Origin of the sequence: Haloferax larsenii (assembly GCF_024730625.1) — an archaeon.
Taxonomy (GTDB): Archaea; Halobacteriota; Halobacteria; order Halobacteriales; family Haloferacaceae; genus Haloferax; species Haloferax larsenii.
Genome location: NZ_CP078063.1, coordinates 726,870 through 741,980, shown reverse-complemented (window position 1 = coordinate 741,980; position 15,111 = coordinate 726,870). Strand labels below are relative to the sequence as shown.

The window sequence follows — 15,111 nt, the reverse complement described above, 5'->3', positions numbered from 1 at the left end:
TGTCTAGGTCCCAACCCGGACCGTCGCGCCCATGGTCCGAAGCTTCTCGATGGCCGAGACGGCAGCGAGGTAGCTCGTCTTCGGATTCGTCGGTGACGGGACGTTGCGCACTGTCGTCTCGATCGACCCCATTCCGCCCGTCGCCTCGATGTGGTGGACGTTGTTCGACTCCTCGGGGTCGGCAACGATTCGAACCGTCGTCTCGTCCGGCCCGATTCCCGCGAGGCTCAGTGCCATCGCGACGTTGATGTTCGACGGGAATGCGAGCGCCGCTTCCGTCGCGGGTCCCTCGAACACCGTCGTCGCCGAGTCGAGCGCCGACAGGTCGATGTCGTTCTCGACGAGGTATGGTGCCCCTTCGAGACCGCTGGGGTTCTTCGTCGTCGTCAGCGAGACTGTCTCCAAATCGCCGGTCAAGGCTGCGGCTTTCACCGCGTCGAGACCCGCGATAGCCCCGGAGGGCACGTGAACGACCTGTCCTTCCTTCTCGGCAGTTCGAACGACCTGCTGGCGTAGCTCGGACGCAGCGAGCGCACCGGCACTCAACAGCAGAACGTCGCACCCGGATTCGAGGCTCGGAACGGCTACGTCGGCGACAGCGGACTGCCCGGCGGCTTCGACCACGAGGTCCACGCCCTCGAACAGGTCCGTGAAATCGTCGACCGGTTTCGGGGCGTCGTCCACCGGAAACTCGTCGACGACGGACTGGCGCTTCTCCGCGTTTCGGTCGTAGATACGGGTGAGGTCGGCGTTGATGGTCCCGTCGGCGAACGCACGGGCGACTTCTGTACCGATGGTTCCGCAACCGAAGAGGCTCACTCTAAGCGGCATAGTACGTTCGTTGTAACACGGTAGCAAAAGTCATTCGGGAACGGCGGACTCTGCGGCCGGTGGACTCTCAGTAATCAGTGTCTGTTGCCGTCGCCGACAGTCAGAGTCCGTCGGTGACGAACTCGGCTGCACGGCCGGCGACGGACGTGATTCCCCGGACCGACCGACCGAGGTCGGCGCGGATAATCGTCCCCGTCATAGGTCGTGAGTTCTCCCGGGACGCCAACAGTACGTAGGGACCGGTGTAATCCTCGGGCGTCGGAACGATATCGAGCGGGTGGTTGGAGGCGTCGAACTCCTCGGCCGTCACGATTGCTCGGTCGCCGCCGAGCGTGTCGGTTGCGCTGAGCTCTGTCGGGACGTATCCCGGTGCTACTGCATTGACTCGGACAGTGGGTGCGAGTTCGAACGCGAGCTGTCGAACGATGCCCGCGATTGCGTGTTTCGAGGGGACGTACAGGATACCCCCACCGTCGGAGTTGAAACTCGCCTGCGAGGCGGTGAAGACGATGCGTCCCTCGGTCTTGGCGAGTTCGGGGAGTGCGGCGCGGGCGCCCAACAGATAGCCGAGCACGTTGATTTCGAACAGTTCGGCGAAGCTCGCGCCGATGTCGTCGGCGTCGAGATCCGGGAGCGAGACGTTGTCGTCGAAGACGCCGGCGTTGCCGACGAACACGTCGAGTCGGCCGAACTGGTCGACGGTCTCCGAGACTGCCCGCTCGTTGTCGTCGAGCGACGTTACGTCGCCGTGGATGGTGAGTACGCCGTCACACTCGCGTTCGAGGGCGTCGAGTCGGTCGCGGTCGACGTCGAGGACGGCCACGTTCGCTCCTTCGTCGAGGAATCGTTCGACCACTGCGCGACCGAGTCCTGAGGCACCACCCGTAATCAATGCTACTTGCTTGTCGAGCCACGTCATTACACCGACGAAGGGAGACCAGAACCATAAGTGTGTGCAGGGGACGAATGTTCGCCGGAGAATCCGCGCGCGGCGTGTGCCGCGCTCGGTGTCCTCGTGCTAGTGTGCGTTTCTAAAGACGAAAATGGATGCTGTCGGTTTAGGGGAGGTATTCGAGGTTGTAGAGGTTGTCAATCTCCACCGGCTCTTCGATCCATCCCATGTCGGCGACGAGCTGATTGATTTTCTTCAGGCTCTCGGTGAGCGGCTGGACGCTGTGGGTGTAGTTGGGAAGCGATACGTAGGTCTCCTTCGGCGTCTGGACGTATCCGGCGTCGTGAATCGCCCGCTTCGACTCTTTGACGTTGTTGTTGTAGTAGTCGACTGCTGTCGAGTAGTCCTGCAAGAACTTCTCGACGACGTCGGGATTCTGTTCGATGAACTGGGTCGAGAACCACAGTTCCATCAGGTCGTGTTCCCAGCCGACCGTGTCGATGACGCTAAAGATGGGCTTCAGGCCGTGCTTCTGCTTCCCCAGCATCTCGAACACCGGCGGGAATATCGCGGTATCGACCTGTCCTTTACTCACCGCTTCTCCCATTGACGGGAACGGGACCTTCACCAGTTCGACGTCTTCGTCCGGTACGAGGCCGACCTCTCGAATCGCCGACTGCGCCCACAGGTCACACCAGGACTTGAACGCACAGATACCGACTTTCTTCCCTTCGAGCGATTCCTTGTTCAGTCCGTCCATGCCCGAGTCGGGTCGGGCGAGGAACTTCTCGTGGAACGTGTCTTCCCGCTCTTGTGTGATGTTTGCGACGACAGTGAGTGGGAGGCCCTTGTTCGTAGAGAAGATGGCGGTGACGGCCGCTGAAGTCCCGGCTTGTAATTCACCCGCTTGGAACGCTTGCAAGCGTTGGTTGTTCGCGGGGAACGCCTTGAACTCGGCTTCGTACGCGCTCCCCCAGTGGTCGAGGATATCGGGCATCGCATCCATCAGCCACAGCGGTTCTTCCGACGCGATTCCGTGTCCAAGTGTGATCGAGACTGTCGACGACCCGCCGCCGGTGACGCTGCCCAGACAGCCGGCGAGGCTGCCTGCGGCGATTGCGGTGCCGGTCGCTTTCAAAACGTCTCGCCTGTTTGCATGAGTGTCTCTCACAGGCATCGTAAAATCAAAAACGACAACCGAATATAACTCTACCGGAAGATATCTCCGGATATATTCGTGGATTTATCCCGTTATATGGGGGCTATTTATACTGGATTGGGCCCGTGCCCCTGTGAAACGCCACTGGTTTCACTCGGTCGGTGGTTCCATCAGTTCCACGTAGTTTCCGTCTGGGTCGCGCATGTAGGTTATCTGTGCCCCGTTTCCGACCGTTTTCGGTTCGTTGACGAACTCGGCGTCGTCGCACAACTCCTCGTAGAGCGCCCACACATCGTCGACTTCGAGACAGAGGTGAGCAACACCGACGTCGTGGCCCGACACCGTCTCGTGGATATTCTCGTTCGGCGGTTCGTCGTAGGCGATGAGTTCGATGAAGAACCCGCCCGCATCGAGGAACGTGATGTCCCCTTCGACGCCGTCGACGCCGACGATGTCGCTTTGCACCTCGCTGACCGGAAACTGTCTGTCGACGTCGAGTCCGAGCAGGTCGCTGTAGAACGCGAGCGCGTCGTCCATGTCCGAGACGTTTAGTCCGTAGTGTATGGCAGTACCTACCATCGTTCCACCTGAATACATAGATTTCTCAACGATAACTGTTTGGACGCGGCCAATACGGTGAAATTACGGACGGCACGGAGGGCGAGGTGTTTGATAAGGGCAAAATTTATGCTGGCTCGAAGCGGTCTTTGACACGCGATGTCACACGGTATTGACGAATCACAGTCTACTAGCCAGACAGAGTTCGGTCGAGTGAAGGCGCTCCTCGAACGCATGGGCGAGACCCTCGAAGACGGCGAGGTACCGATGCAGATACTGAACGACGACGCCGTCCACCAACTGGAGCTCGAACGAATCTTCGGCCAGACGTGGGTGTACGTCGGCCACGAGTCCGAGGTTCCCGAACCGGGGGACTACCGCCAGCGGACTATCGGCGAGGACCCGTTCATCTTCGTCCGCGGCGAGGACGGCGACTTCCGCGTCCTGTTCAACAGTTGCCGACACCGGGGGGCGAACGTTTGCCGGGCGGAGAAGGGAAACACCTCGCACTTCCGGTGTCCCTACCACGGCTGGACGTACAAGAACACGGGCGACCTCGTGGGCGTTCCGCAGAAGGCCGCGGGGTTCGACCACATCGAGCCGGAGAACCGCGGTCTCCACGAGGCCCCGCACGTCGAGGAGTACAACGGTCTCGTGTTCGCCTGCGTCGCGCCGGACGTCGAGCCACTGGAGGAGTTCCTCGGCGGCGCGACGTGGTTTCTCGACATGTACTTCGACCTCATCGACATGGAAGTCATCGGCGACCCCCACCGTTGGGAGGTCGAAAACGACTGGAAGACGCCGACAGAGAACTTCTACGGAGATAACTACCACATTCCGATGGGCCACAAATCCGCCATCGACGCGGGCGTGGGCAGCGACACGGCGACGGGTGAAAAAGAGAGCAACCTGTACGGTATCGCCGACTGCGACGGCCACGGGTTCAGCTTCTACCAAATCGAGTCCGAAGAAGACAGCTACTGGGGGCACCCGCCGGAGGTCGTCGAGACGTTCAATCACGACACGCTCGACGCCGACCAACACGAAGTCGCACGGAAGTCCGGCGTGACGCTGGGAACGATTTTCCCGAACCTCTCGTTTATCTTCCTCGGCGGCCGCGACGACCCCGAGAAAGATTCTGTCGGCACCTTCCTGCTCCGAAAGTGGGAGCCGCGAGGGGCCGGAAAGATGGAGGTCGTCAACTGGATTCTCGCCCCGAAGGACGCCTCTGACGAGTACAAAGAGCGCGTCTACGAGGTCGGCATGTCGAACTTCAGTCCCTCCGGCAACTTCGAAGTCGACGACGTCGGCATCTGGTACGGCATCGACGAGGCCGCCGGCAGCGTCTTCGCCCGCCAGAACGACGACGTGAACACGCTGTTCACGATGGGTCGCGGCGAGAACCCGGCGGCGACCGTCTACGAGGAGTGGGTCGGCCCCGGAACCGCATACCTCGAAGGTGGCATGACCGACGAGAATCAGCTCGACTTCTACCGGACTTGGCACGAGGCGATGACCTCGGACGGGGGGATGTAGATGAGCGAATCCATCTCGAACCCGGCGCTCCGGGCCGAATGCGAGGAGTTCCTCTACCACACGGCCGAACTGCTGGACGACCGCAAGCTCACCGAGTGGCACGACCTCGTGACCGAGGATATCGACTACCGCGTCCCCATCCGCACGACCCGCGAGCGGTCCAATCCCACGGAGTTCAGCGACACCTCGTTCCACATGAAGGAAGACTGGGGGACGTTAGAGGTTCGGACTGAGCGGATGCAGAGTGACTTCGCGTGGTCGGAAGACCCACCATCGCGGACGCGTCGTCACGTGAGCAACGTCCGTATCGTCGACGACGACGGTGAGGAGGTCAAGCTCAAGAACAACCTCCTCGTCTTCCGACAGCAGGGAGACGAGACCGAACCGGACATCCTTTCGATGGAGCGCCACGACACGCTCCGACGCACAGATAAGGGGTTCAAACTCGCCGAGCGGGTCGTCCTGCTCGACCACACGATAATCCCGACGAACACGCTCTCGATAATCCTATGACCGACACGACCGACACCCCGACCGTAACACTCCGGGACGACGACCGAACGGTTTCCATCACCCGGGAACTGACGCCGGCAGGAGAGCGGCTCCTTCTCGAGACGGACGACGGCTCGATACGCCTCGACGCACTCGCACTGGAGAGCCTCACCTGGCAGGAAGACGAGTTCTTCGCCGACCTGACCGGCGTCGAATACGCCCCGGGGGAGAACCCGGCTTCGACCGACGAAACGCTACAGATTGGCAACGAGTACACCGTCGTTCAACTCACCGTGTTCGACACCGACGACGGGCCGCGCCTCGAAATCGATTCGCCCAAGCTTGGCTACTCGTGTCGGCTGAGCGTCTCGGAGTTGGTTGCACTGAGCCGAAAAGACATGTCGCTGTTTTCTGACCTGCTCCACACGCCGATGGGTCCCGTCGATGACCACGACGACGACCCGCTGTTCCACTAGCTTCGACGCACGTTTTCGTTCAGATTTCGACGTGAAAGTTCACTGATACTCACGAGCACGTTCGATGAACGACGCGGTGAGGTCTGCGACCTGCCGTTCGCTCCCCGTAAAGAAGTGGTCGGCGGCGATTGGCTCGACTTCGACGAGCGGGCTCGCTGTCGCCGTCTCGGCGATTTCCTCCGCTTCTGCTGGGGTGACGTTTCGGTCCGAAGAGTGTGGAACCAGGAGTATCGGAATCTCGATGTCTGGCGTCCAGTCGATGGTCGCGCACTTGCTCTCCGGCGACCGGTACGAGAGGAACGACTCGGCAGTCATCGGGATGTACTCGATGTCACCGCCGACCGGTCGGGGCAGCGCGACGATTTCGTTGCCGCGGCCGGCATCGACGAGGTCGCGGGCGTTGCTGACGAAATTCTCGTACGCCGCGTCTGCGTCGTCGGTGAGTGCCTCGAAGTAGCTCCGCGTCGACCGTTCCCGGATGTCGGCGAAGGGTGCGGCGAGGATGACTGCGTCCACGTCCTGGTCGTTTCGCTTCCCTTGGAAGTACGCCGCCTCGGTCGCGCCGAGACTCCGGCCCCAGATGACGACTTCCGTCGCGCCGTTGTCCGTCGCCCAGTCGACCGCACCCGCGATGTCGCGGTCGAGCTCGGCGAAGTCTGACGTCTCGTAGCCCTTTCCGCTGTTTCGCTTGTTGATAGAGACACACCGAATTCCCTCCCGGGCGAGCGGGTAGGCGACCGGAGAGATGCCCGCACCGAGTGCGAATCCGCGCAGTCCGTGCAGGAAAATGACGCAGGTGTGTTCACCGTGGAACGTCTCGGATTCGCTCGTAATCTCGAATCCGTCGAGTTCCATTCCGTCGTCGGCCTCGTAGTTAATCGCGCGGAGGTCGATGTCCTCCGGCGTCGGCTCCATTACTGGCATGGTAACACGTGATTCGATTGTGGGCGGACACTATGATTCTTGTGCAACCCACAGTGTTCCCTACCAAATTTTCCGGGAGACGTACTCCGCGGCCGGGTCGGTACGCACGTCGAGGACGACGTGTTCGTCTGCTTCGAGCGCCGATTCGAGCGCCGGACGAACCTCATCGGGGTGTTCGACGGCGACGCCCCGCACTCCGAACGACTCCGCCATCGCCGCGATGTCGGTCGTCGGGATGTCGGTCGCGATCTCGGCGTGTCCGTCGGAGCGCTGGTAGTTCCAAATCATCCCGTACTTTGCGTCGTTCATGACGACCGTGACGGCGTCGGTCTCGGTGGCGACGGCCGTCGCTAACTCCATGTTGCACATCAGGAACCCACCGTCACCGATGAGATTGACCACCTGTCGGTCGGGCTCGACGAGCTTTGCGGCGTTCCCCGCCGGAACGGGGAACCCCATCGAATCGTACAGCCGAGAGTGCTGGAAGGAGTTCGTCGCCCGGTATTCGAAGGCGTCGTTCGGCCACGCACCGCCCGCCGCCCCCGCGTCGCCCGTGATAATCACGTCGTCGTCGGCCACGTCACGAAGTTCGGCCATGATGACGAGTGGGTGGATTGGCGTCTGGTCACGGACGGCTTCGAGGTACGCGTCCACCTCCTCGGTGACGCGCTCGGCCTCGGCGCGGACGGTGGCTCGGTAGTCGGGGTCGGTCGCCCCTGCGGTTTCGGACAACACGTCTGCCGCCGCGCCGAGCACCGCCGAGAGGTCGCCGTTGACGAACGCTGCCGCGTCCGACTGCGGGAACTCGACCGAACCGGAGTCGAAGTAGACGATGTCCACGTCGTCGGGTGTGCGGTCGTCGAGCACGGCGGCCTCGTGGGAACTCGGCCGGACGCCGACGGAGAGAACCGCCTCAGCCTCCGACAGGGCGGTGACCGCGGCCGGGTGGTCGGACATTCCGACCGTGCCCGCGAACGCCTCGTGGTTGTTCGGGAACGAGTCGGGGTAGTGTCGCGGACAGACGACTGGACAGTCGAGCGCGTCGGCGACCGCGACGAGCTCGTCGGTCGCAAACGCCCGGAGAACACCTTTTCCGGGGTAGAGAACTCGTTTTTCGGCGCGTTCGATAGGTTCGAGCGCGTCGACGACTGCCTCGGCCGACGGCGGCGTTTCGGAGATGTGTGTCCATTCGAACGCCGATTCGGGGATGTCAACTGTCTCCATGAGGATTTCTTCGTCGATGCCAACGAACACCGGTCCGGGCCGACCGGTCGTCGCCACGTCGAACGCCCGGTTGAGCGCCGCGGGCACACGCTCGGGGTCGTGGACCTGCGTGCTCCACTTGGTCGCCGGCTCGAACGCCTTCTGGACGAAGTAGGGGTCGTCGACGCCGTGCAGCGACTCGGTTGGCGCGTCTTCCGGCAACACCGCACTCACGAGAACCATCGGTGACGCGGCGGTGTACGCCTGTGCGACACCTGTCAGTGCGTTCGTCGCACCGGGTCCGGCAACGGTGATTGCGACACCAGGGCTCCCGGTTAACCGCCCGTAGGTGTCCGCCATGACGGCCGCGTTGTACTCGTGGCGTGCCGTGACCACGTCGATATCGCGTTCGAAAAGTCCATCGGCGATGTCTACCGTCTGGTTGCCGAGCAGTACGTACGTCTCAGAAACGTCGTTCTCCGCGAGCACGCGTGCTACGGAGTCTCCTCCCTTTGTCATCGTTCACCATTCGAACAGGTGCCACGATAAAACTTGCTCCCAGTCGTTTGAATCAGTTGATAGGAATCCCCCCGCTCCTGCCGGAACCGACAGATACACTTTTTGCGCTTGTCGTCACTATTGATAGCACGCATGATGCATGGGTTCGAGCGAGCAGAACAGTGCGGTATCGTCGAGGGCGAGAGACTATGAAAACTGAATCGACAAACAGGAGCGAGTTCGGGTCCGTTCCAGAGGGTGTCAAAGCGACTATCGGGGTGCTCACTCGGAGCTCACCGGTCCTCGCTCTCTTGTTCCTCTGGCAAGCACTCGGATTCGTCGGAGCGTTGCCGGTGTATGTTCCCGCGCCGACGACTATCGTAAACCACCTGTTTGTGATGTTTGCGGAGGGGACACTCGTCAAGAATGCGTGGGCAACGCTTCAACTCGTCTACGTGGGGTTCTTCGGGGGCGCTGCACTCGGAATCGTCCTCGGTGTCCTCACCGGTCGGATTACCATCTTCGGGCGGCTGTTCGACCCGCTCGTCTCGATGACCTATCCGATTCCCAAGATTGCGTTGTTCCCCATCTTCGTGATTTGGTTCGGTATCGGGTTCATGTCGAAGGCCATTGTCGTGTTCCTCGCCGCGTTCTACCCCGTGTACATTCACACGTTCGACGGGGTTCGAGGCGTCCCGGAGCTCCACGTCTGGTCGGCGCAGAACTTCGACGCGTCGCGGTTCCAGATTCTCACGGAGGTCGTCATCCCCGACAGCCTCCCGCAGATTCTCTCGGGGCTGCGCGTCGGGCTCGCGCTCGCGTTTATCGTCGTCTTCTCGGCCGAACTGATTCAGTCCGACCTCGGTCTCGGACAGCTTGCACTACAGGCTAGGCAGTTCAACAACTACGAACTCATGTTCAGCTCAATCTCCGTGATTGCGCTGTTCGGGGTCTTCCACGACCGCCTGCTGCTTTTGATTCGTCGCCGACTCCTCTACTACCAGGAGGGTGATGAGCGATGAGCGTCCAATCTCGCGGTGAGGCGTGGTTCAGTCGCCTGAACGACTGGGCGGAACAGGCGACGTTCCCGATTGGATACCTCTCTATCCTCGGGTTACTCGTCCTCTGGCAGCTCGGTGCGCTCCTCGTCACGTCGTCGTTCGGGCCGCCGCTCATCCCTCGCGTCGAGGTCGTCGCGGTCCAACTGTACACCATGCTCGTCACCGAGGGCACCGCGTACTCGGACATCTTTGCGACTCTCTTTCGGGTGTTCGTCGGCTTCACCGCCGCCATCGCCGTCGGGATTCCGATCGGGCTGTGGATGGGCTCTGACGACCGCGTGGAGTTCGTCCTCGACCCCCTCATCAGTACGCTCTACCCGATTCCGCGCATCGCGTTTTACCCCTTGCTCCTCGCCATCCTCGGCCTCGGCCACGCGCCGAAGTTGGTCATCATCTTCATCGAGTCGCTCATCCCCATCCTGCTCGGCTCGTACTACGGGGTTCAGAGCGTGAGCAAACTCCACATCTGGTCCGGCGAGAACTTCGGTGCCTCTCGCACCCAGATTTTCCGCGACATCGTCCTTCCCGCGAGCCTGCCATACATCTTCTCGGGGATTCGGATGGCGATGCCGATCGCGCTCATCGTGACTGTGGTGACGGAACTCGTCGCATCCAGCCAGGGAATCGGCTACCTCATCATCAGAGCACAGGGGTCGTTCGAGTACGAGACTGTGTTCGCGGGCGTCGTGCTCATCTCGATTCTCGGCATCGTCTTCGACCAGGTTCTGGCGCGCCTCCGCGAACGCCTGCTCTTCTGGGCGGGCGACGTCAGTATCGACATGTAACCACGCTGCTCGGATTTTCTGTTCACCGTCTTTTCGCATCGGACGCAACTCAGGCCTCTGACGGGGCGCGCTGTCGATTTCTCTGAGTAGACGTGTCCTCCGCCTCGTGTCTTTCCGGCCCAGTCACGGCCGTATGACGCCGACTCGTTGTCGCACGCCTCCGAGAAGGCCTCGTCGAGTTCACTCCAGTGTTACCACGCGAAGTGCGCGTCCATCCAGTGTCGAGGCGACACTGCAACGGTGCGTGTCGAGGCGACACTGCACGTAGCACGGAGTTAGAAACTGAAAACGTCGTCAGGCGGTGAAAATAGTGTGTCGCGTCTTCAGACGAACCGATGGTTTGCTACCCATGACTGCTGCGTCGGTGGTTCTGTGCTGGCGGTTCGACGGTTACGATTAGACGATGTCTTCGACGACGGTGCCATCTTCGACGACGGGCGTCCCGTCGAGGTAGACGGTACATCCCTTCTGTGCGATGTCGTAGTGGCACGGCGCGTACCGGTCGATGTGCGTGTTCGGTCCCGTGCTCCAGAGCATGTTCCCAGACCAGACGCGCCCCTCGCTCGCACTGACACCCGTCTCGTCGGGCTTCCGGTCGTGAAGTGCCATGTCGTAGAACTTCCCGTTGGGGTTCAGTCCCCAGCCGAAGTGACTCGTCGCAAAGACGTCAGGGTCGTCGTAGCTCTCCATGTGCCCACGCATCAGTTCAGCGTCACCACCCTCGCCGTTGATTTCGACGATGTAGTTGTCTTCGACGACACACTCGATAGCCGAGTTCACGTAGTCCGCGAACGGAACGACGTTGTAGTCGCCGGGCGCGATGACGATGGTTCCCTCGACGTTCGTCGGGTAGTTCGACACCATGTTCTGTCCCCAGACGTCCCACTTGCCCGGCGTGTCGACGAAGCCGTAGGAGTCGAACGCCGTATCTGACTCGACCTGCATCGTCACGTCCGTACCGTGGTCGGACGTGATACGCATCTCGTCGGTCTCCGCGAGCAGTTGGCTGTGCTTTTGGACTTTCTCTTTGACCGCCTGTGCCTCCTCTTCGGTCCACGGCATGAGACGACGGAGGTAGAACGGTTCACGAGCACCGACCCGGAGAATTCGGGTTCCGGAATCGCGAATCTCCGTCCGCTCCGGTACGTGAATGAACCCTTCGAGCGTGAAGTCGAACACCATATCTGCGTTCTTGCACGCCTCGACGGGGCCTTCCGGCAGACGGAGCGTACCGCCCTGTCCGGTCGAGATTTCTGGGCCAACAGAGTTGCGCCCGTACTCGGGAACTTGTACCTCGAACACGTCGGCGCCGAGGTCTTGGGCGGCCGCGAATCCCGCCCCGACGTACTCCCGGGGGCTCTTCACGTCTGTGACCAATGCGACGGTCTCGGAGTCGTTTACCTGACAATGCTCCATCTGCCTCCGGAACAGAGGCACTAGTAAGCCTGCTTTCTCCATACGCACCGTTACAGACTGAGAGAACGATAAAAACTGTTGCGGATGTTACTAGTTAACTTACATTTCGACGGTGGAGTTTCGGGCGAACTGCGTCTGGTTGACCCGACTGTGAGGTCCCGGTTTGCACCAGGTATCTAACCGGTGCCTCTCGGTTTGCCGAGCACATGGTGGCTTGGGAGGTACATGCCACGGGCGTACACTGCCATGTTAGTGTGTCTCTGCCAGAACCGTAAGCTAGTTACCAGTGGGCGTAATCCTCAGATTCGTATGGTTGTCGAGAACATGGGCTTAGACCATATAGCCATCAAAGTACGCGACATCGAGAAGTCCGTTGCATTCTACCGAAACGTCCTCAACATGGAGGTTTCAGACCGCATCGGAGACAGCGTTGCATTCCTTCGCACGCCGAGCGTCGCAGCGCAAGCACAGCACCACGAAATGAACATTACGCAGATGTCCGACGCCGAACTCGACGTGCTCGAAGAGCGCGGCGAACTCGAGTTAGACCTGCACGACTTCGAGGAGGAACTCCCCGAGGACGGCCCACCGATGCTGCCGACGACGGGGCCGATTTACCACATCGCGTTCGAGGTTCCCGACTTCAAGGCGCTCAAGGCCGCCGAAGAAGGGCTTCGTGAAATCGACCACCCGATTTATCGCGGCCCCGGCCGGCACGGTCCCGGTGACAACTTCTTCCTCTACTTCCCGGACCCCGACGGCTATCCAATCGAACTGACCGCGAACATGGAGGACGCACCCGAGGAGGGTGGCAAACCCGCCCGCCGGTGGCCGAAGAACGAACACACGTGGAACGTGTGGACTGGCTCTGAAGAGCTGAAAGAGGAATAGCGGCACAGCCGCCGTCTCGTCGAAATCGACGGGTATCGACGTTTTTCTTCGCAGTACTCGACCGCTGCTGACTCTCCTCACGTAGGGGTCTTTCGGAATTCGAGCGTCTGCTCACGTAGTTACGTTTCCCGAATTCGCACCGCTGTTCACACTGTCACTTCTTCTTGAATCATTCCCCAGAGCTGTTGCCGGAGTTCGGTGAACTTCTCTGTCTCTCGGATGTCGCTTTCCCGCGGACGCTCGAAGTGCTCGCTCACGTCGATAATCGATTCCACGCTGCTCGGTCGGGAACTCAGCACGACGATTTTGTCTGAGAGGTACAGCGCCTCGTCGATACTGTGGGTGACGAACATGCATGTTTGTCCGGTCTGACTCCAGATATCGAGCAGTTCGTGCTGCATCATCTCTCTCGTCTGCGCGTCGAGGGCTCCGAACGGCTCGTCCATCAGGAGGACAGAGGGGTTGACAGCGAGGACGCGCGCCATCGCAGCCCGCTGTTTCATGCCGCCGGACAGGGAGTTTGGATAGGCGTCTTCGAACCCCGACAGCCCAATCATCTCGATGTACTCTTCTGCCTCTCGTTCGCGCTCTTCTTCTCCGACGCCGAGTACCTTCATGCCCCACGTGATGTTCTCTTTGATGGTCATCCACGGGAACAGTACGCTCTCTTGGAACACCATCCCACGAGAGGGGTCTGGAGACGTTACCTGCGTCCCGTTTACCGTAATCGTCCCGGATGTGGGCTCGATGAACCCACCGAGCATGAACAGCAGTGTACTTTTCCCACAGCCAGACGGGCCGAGAACGCTCACGAAGTCTCCTTCTTCTATCGTGAGCGACACGTCGCCGACTGCAACGACGTCTTCGTTGTACACCTTTCGAACCGAGTCAATATCTATCATGCCTCTGCTGCGGATGAGGTGATACTAGTATTTAATCCTCATGGAGGATTCGGCAGTTTTCGCACGCCGAGTCCGGTGGTTCACTGTTCTCCATAACGAAACTCTGCGTTGGCGACTCCGACGACCCACCGCCGGCTGAATCGACTCAGTATGGCTGCCTAGGGTGCATGTCATTGTCTCACGTTGCTCGTTCGGCAATGCGAAACGGTGAAGTAGCACGAATTTGAATGTTAACTATGAGCACGCATGCGGATGTCCCGGTCAAGTCCATCGCGCGGATGGCGGAGTTACTTCGAACGCTCCAACTACTCGATGGGGCTGGTGTCTCCGAGCTAGCCAGGGAACTCGACGTTTCCAAGAGCACTGCGTACAACCACCTGAAATCACTCGAAGAGTACGGGTACGTCGTTCAAGAGGACGACGTCTACTACGTCGGCCTCGGCCTGCTCGACCACGGAGAGTACGCCCGTCAGCGACAGCCCGGATACCAGTTAATCCGACAGAAGGTTCGGGAGGCAGCCGACGAGACGGGTGAACTGTGCCAGTATCTCGTCGAGGAACACGGACTCGGCGTGTTCGTAGTCCGGGAGTCGGGTGACCACGCAGTCGAGACGAGCACCCGAATCGGGAACCGCGTGTATCTCAACCACGTGACCGCCGGAAAGGCTCTCCTCGCGTATCTACCCGAGAATCAGGTCTCGGAGGTTATCGACCAGCACGGCCTCCCTGGAAAAACCGAACACACCATTACCTCGGTCGAAAGCCTCCAAGCCGAACTCGAAGCGATTCGTGAGCGTCGGTACGCCATCGACCGAGACGAACACCTGAGGGGTCTGTACGCTATCGGCGTCCCCGTTCGACTCGACGACGGACAGCCCATCGGTGCGATGAGCGTCGCCGGCCCCGCCAACCGAATTAACCACGAACAGCGGGCCGAGGAGATTGCACAAGTGCTCTTGGAGAAAGCGAACGAAATCGAACTTACACTCAAGCATTCGCCGGTGTAGTCGCGGCCGGCCACTGTTTATCGATACCGAACGTATCCGGAACTCCGACCGAACCTTCGGAGTGGTAAATATAATGATTCTAAACGTCGTGTCTGCAATAGATACAAATCACGCTCCAATATGTGTCAAATGTAATCAAATGGCAGTCGATTGTGGGGCTCAGAGTGTTCGTTATCGGAAAACATCGCCTGTCGATGTCACTCGTCGCTGGCGACAGTAGAACATTACAAAAGTACGTTTGTAATGGCACACGAACGCTTCCAATCTGCTGTTAGACAACTGGTGATTCTGATTCTGGATTAGAAGATAATAAAATTTCCACTATTGATATAATAAATTCATTTTGTACAATTTAAAATAGTAATGTGCAAAATAAGAATTACTATTGGGACTTGATAGCTAAATAGTGATTTTTGTTCTAGATATATAATGTAGTATTTCCATTTCCAACCACTGAAATATATCTGGAAAGTTTATTGT

Annotated in this window: 15 protein-coding genes; 7 read left to right on the top strand and 8 right to left on the bottom strand. The window is 59.9% G+C overall.

What is annotated here, in order from left to right:
* Positions 1-3: 3 nt before the first annotated feature.
* The 4 genes from KU306_RS03885 to KU306_RS03870 all read right to left on the bottom strand — a co-directional run bounded on the left by KU306_RS03885 (position 4) and on the right by KU306_RS03870 (position 3,461).
* Positions 4-831: an aspartate dehydrogenase gene (locus KU306_RS03885; protein ID WP_258302934.1), complete on the bottom strand. Its 828-nt coding sequence runs from the start codon at positions 829-831 to the stop codon at positions 4-6.
* Between the two features lie 100 nt (positions 832-931).
* Positions 932-1,750 carry a 3-(cis-5,6-dihydroxycyclohexa-1,3-dien-1-yl)propanoate dehydrogenase gene (gene hcaB, locus KU306_RS03880; protein ID WP_258302933.1) on the bottom strand — a complete coding sequence of 273 codons (819 nt, stop codon included), beginning with the start codon at positions 1,748-1,750 and terminating at the stop codon, positions 932-934.
* Between the two features lie 139 nt (positions 1,751-1,889).
* Positions 1,890-2,900, bottom strand: a complete 1,011-nt coding sequence (locus tag KU306_RS03875) for an ABC transporter substrate-binding protein (RefSeq protein WP_258302932.1) — start codon at positions 2,898-2,900, stop codon at positions 1,890-1,892.
* Positions 2,901-3,032: 132 nt separating this feature from the next.
* Entirely contained in the window at positions 3,033-3,461 is a 429-nt protein-coding gene (locus KU306_RS03870; protein ID WP_258302931.1) for a VOC family protein, read from the bottom strand.
* Positions 3,462-3,599: 138 nt separating this feature from the next.
* On the opposite strand from KU306_RS03870, the gene KU306_RS03865 reads away from it, so the two are divergent.
* Genes KU306_RS03865 through KU306_RS03855 form a run of 3 tightly spaced genes read left to right on the top strand, consistent with a single transcriptional unit; the run spans position 3,600 to position 5,944 of the window.
* Positions 3,600-4,976, top strand: a complete 1,377-nt coding sequence (locus KU306_RS03865; protein ID WP_258302930.1) for an aromatic ring-hydroxylating oxygenase subunit alpha — start codon at positions 3,600-3,602, stop codon at positions 4,974-4,976.
* Complete coding sequence (locus KU306_RS03860) at positions 4,977-5,489, top strand: aromatic-ring-hydroxylating dioxygenase subunit beta (protein WP_258302929.1); 513 nt, start codon at positions 4,977-4,979, stop codon at positions 5,487-5,489. It begins immediately after the preceding gene.
* The gene (locus tag KU306_RS03855; RefSeq protein ID WP_258302928.1) at positions 5,486-5,944 is read left to right on the top strand and encodes a hypothetical protein; all 459 of its coding nucleotides are present in this window, start codon (positions 5,486-5,488) and stop codon (positions 5,942-5,944) included. Before KU306_RS03860 ends, KU306_RS03855 begins: the two co-directional genes overlap by 4 nt.
* 39 nt (positions 5,945-5,983) lie before the next feature.
* Here the strand turns inward: KU306_RS03855 and KU306_RS03850 are convergent, their stop codons facing one another.
* Together KU306_RS03850 and KU306_RS03845 are read right to left on the bottom strand one after the other, a co-directional pair.
* Positions 5,984-6,868, bottom strand: coding sequence for an alpha/beta hydrolase family protein (locus KU306_RS03850; RefSeq protein ID WP_258302927.1), 885 nt, complete (start codon positions 6,866-6,868; stop codon positions 5,984-5,986).
* A 60-nt stretch (positions 6,869-6,928) separates the two neighbouring features.
* Positions 6,929-8,590 (bottom strand): thiamine pyrophosphate-binding protein, encoded by a 1,662-nt coding sequence (locus KU306_RS03845; RefSeq protein ID WP_258302926.1) that lies wholly within the window; start codon positions 8,588-8,590, stop codon positions 6,929-6,931.
* 188 nt (positions 8,591-8,778) lie between these two features.
* Here KU306_RS03845 and KU306_RS03840 point away from each other — a divergent pair, with 188 nt between their 5' ends.
* Positions 8,779-9,591, top strand: coding sequence for an ABC transporter permease (locus tag KU306_RS03840; RefSeq protein ID WP_258302925.1), 813 nt, complete (start codon positions 8,779-8,781; stop codon positions 9,589-9,591).
* Positions 9,588-10,415, top strand: a complete 828-nt coding sequence (locus tag KU306_RS03835; RefSeq protein ID WP_258302924.1) for an ABC transporter permease — start codon at positions 9,588-9,590, stop codon at positions 10,413-10,415. Before KU306_RS03840 ends, KU306_RS03835 begins: the two co-directional genes overlap by 4 nt.
* A gap of 396 nt (positions 10,416-10,811) precedes the next feature.
* Here the strand turns inward: KU306_RS03835 and KU306_RS03830 are convergent, their stop codons facing one another.
* Positions 10,812-11,831: a 2,5-dihydroxypyridine 5,6-dioxygenase NicX family protein gene (locus KU306_RS03830; protein WP_258302923.1), complete on the bottom strand. Its 1,020-nt coding sequence runs from the start codon at positions 11,829-11,831 to the stop codon at positions 10,812-10,814.
* Between the two features lie 309 nt (positions 11,832-12,140).
* On the opposite strand from KU306_RS03830, the gene KU306_RS03825 reads away from it, so the two are divergent.
* Positions 12,141-12,722: a VOC family protein gene (locus KU306_RS03825; protein ID WP_258302922.1), complete on the top strand. Its 582-nt coding sequence runs from the start codon at positions 12,141-12,143 to the stop codon at positions 12,720-12,722.
* A 146-nt stretch (positions 12,723-12,868) separates the two neighbouring features.
* On the opposite strand, the gene KU306_RS03820 is transcribed toward KU306_RS03825, so the two are convergent.
* Positions 12,869-13,624 carry an ABC transporter ATP-binding protein gene (locus KU306_RS03820; RefSeq protein WP_258302921.1) on the bottom strand — a complete coding sequence of 252 codons (756 nt, stop codon included), beginning with the start codon at positions 13,622-13,624 and terminating at the stop codon, positions 12,869-12,871.
* Positions 13,625-13,860: 236 nt separating this feature from the next.
* Here KU306_RS03820 and KU306_RS03815 point away from each other — a divergent pair, with 236 nt between their 5' ends.
* Entirely contained in the window at positions 13,861-14,631 is a 771-nt protein-coding gene (locus tag KU306_RS03815; protein WP_258302920.1) for an IclR family transcriptional regulator, read from the top strand.
* Positions 14,632-15,111: the final 480 nt, after the last annotated feature.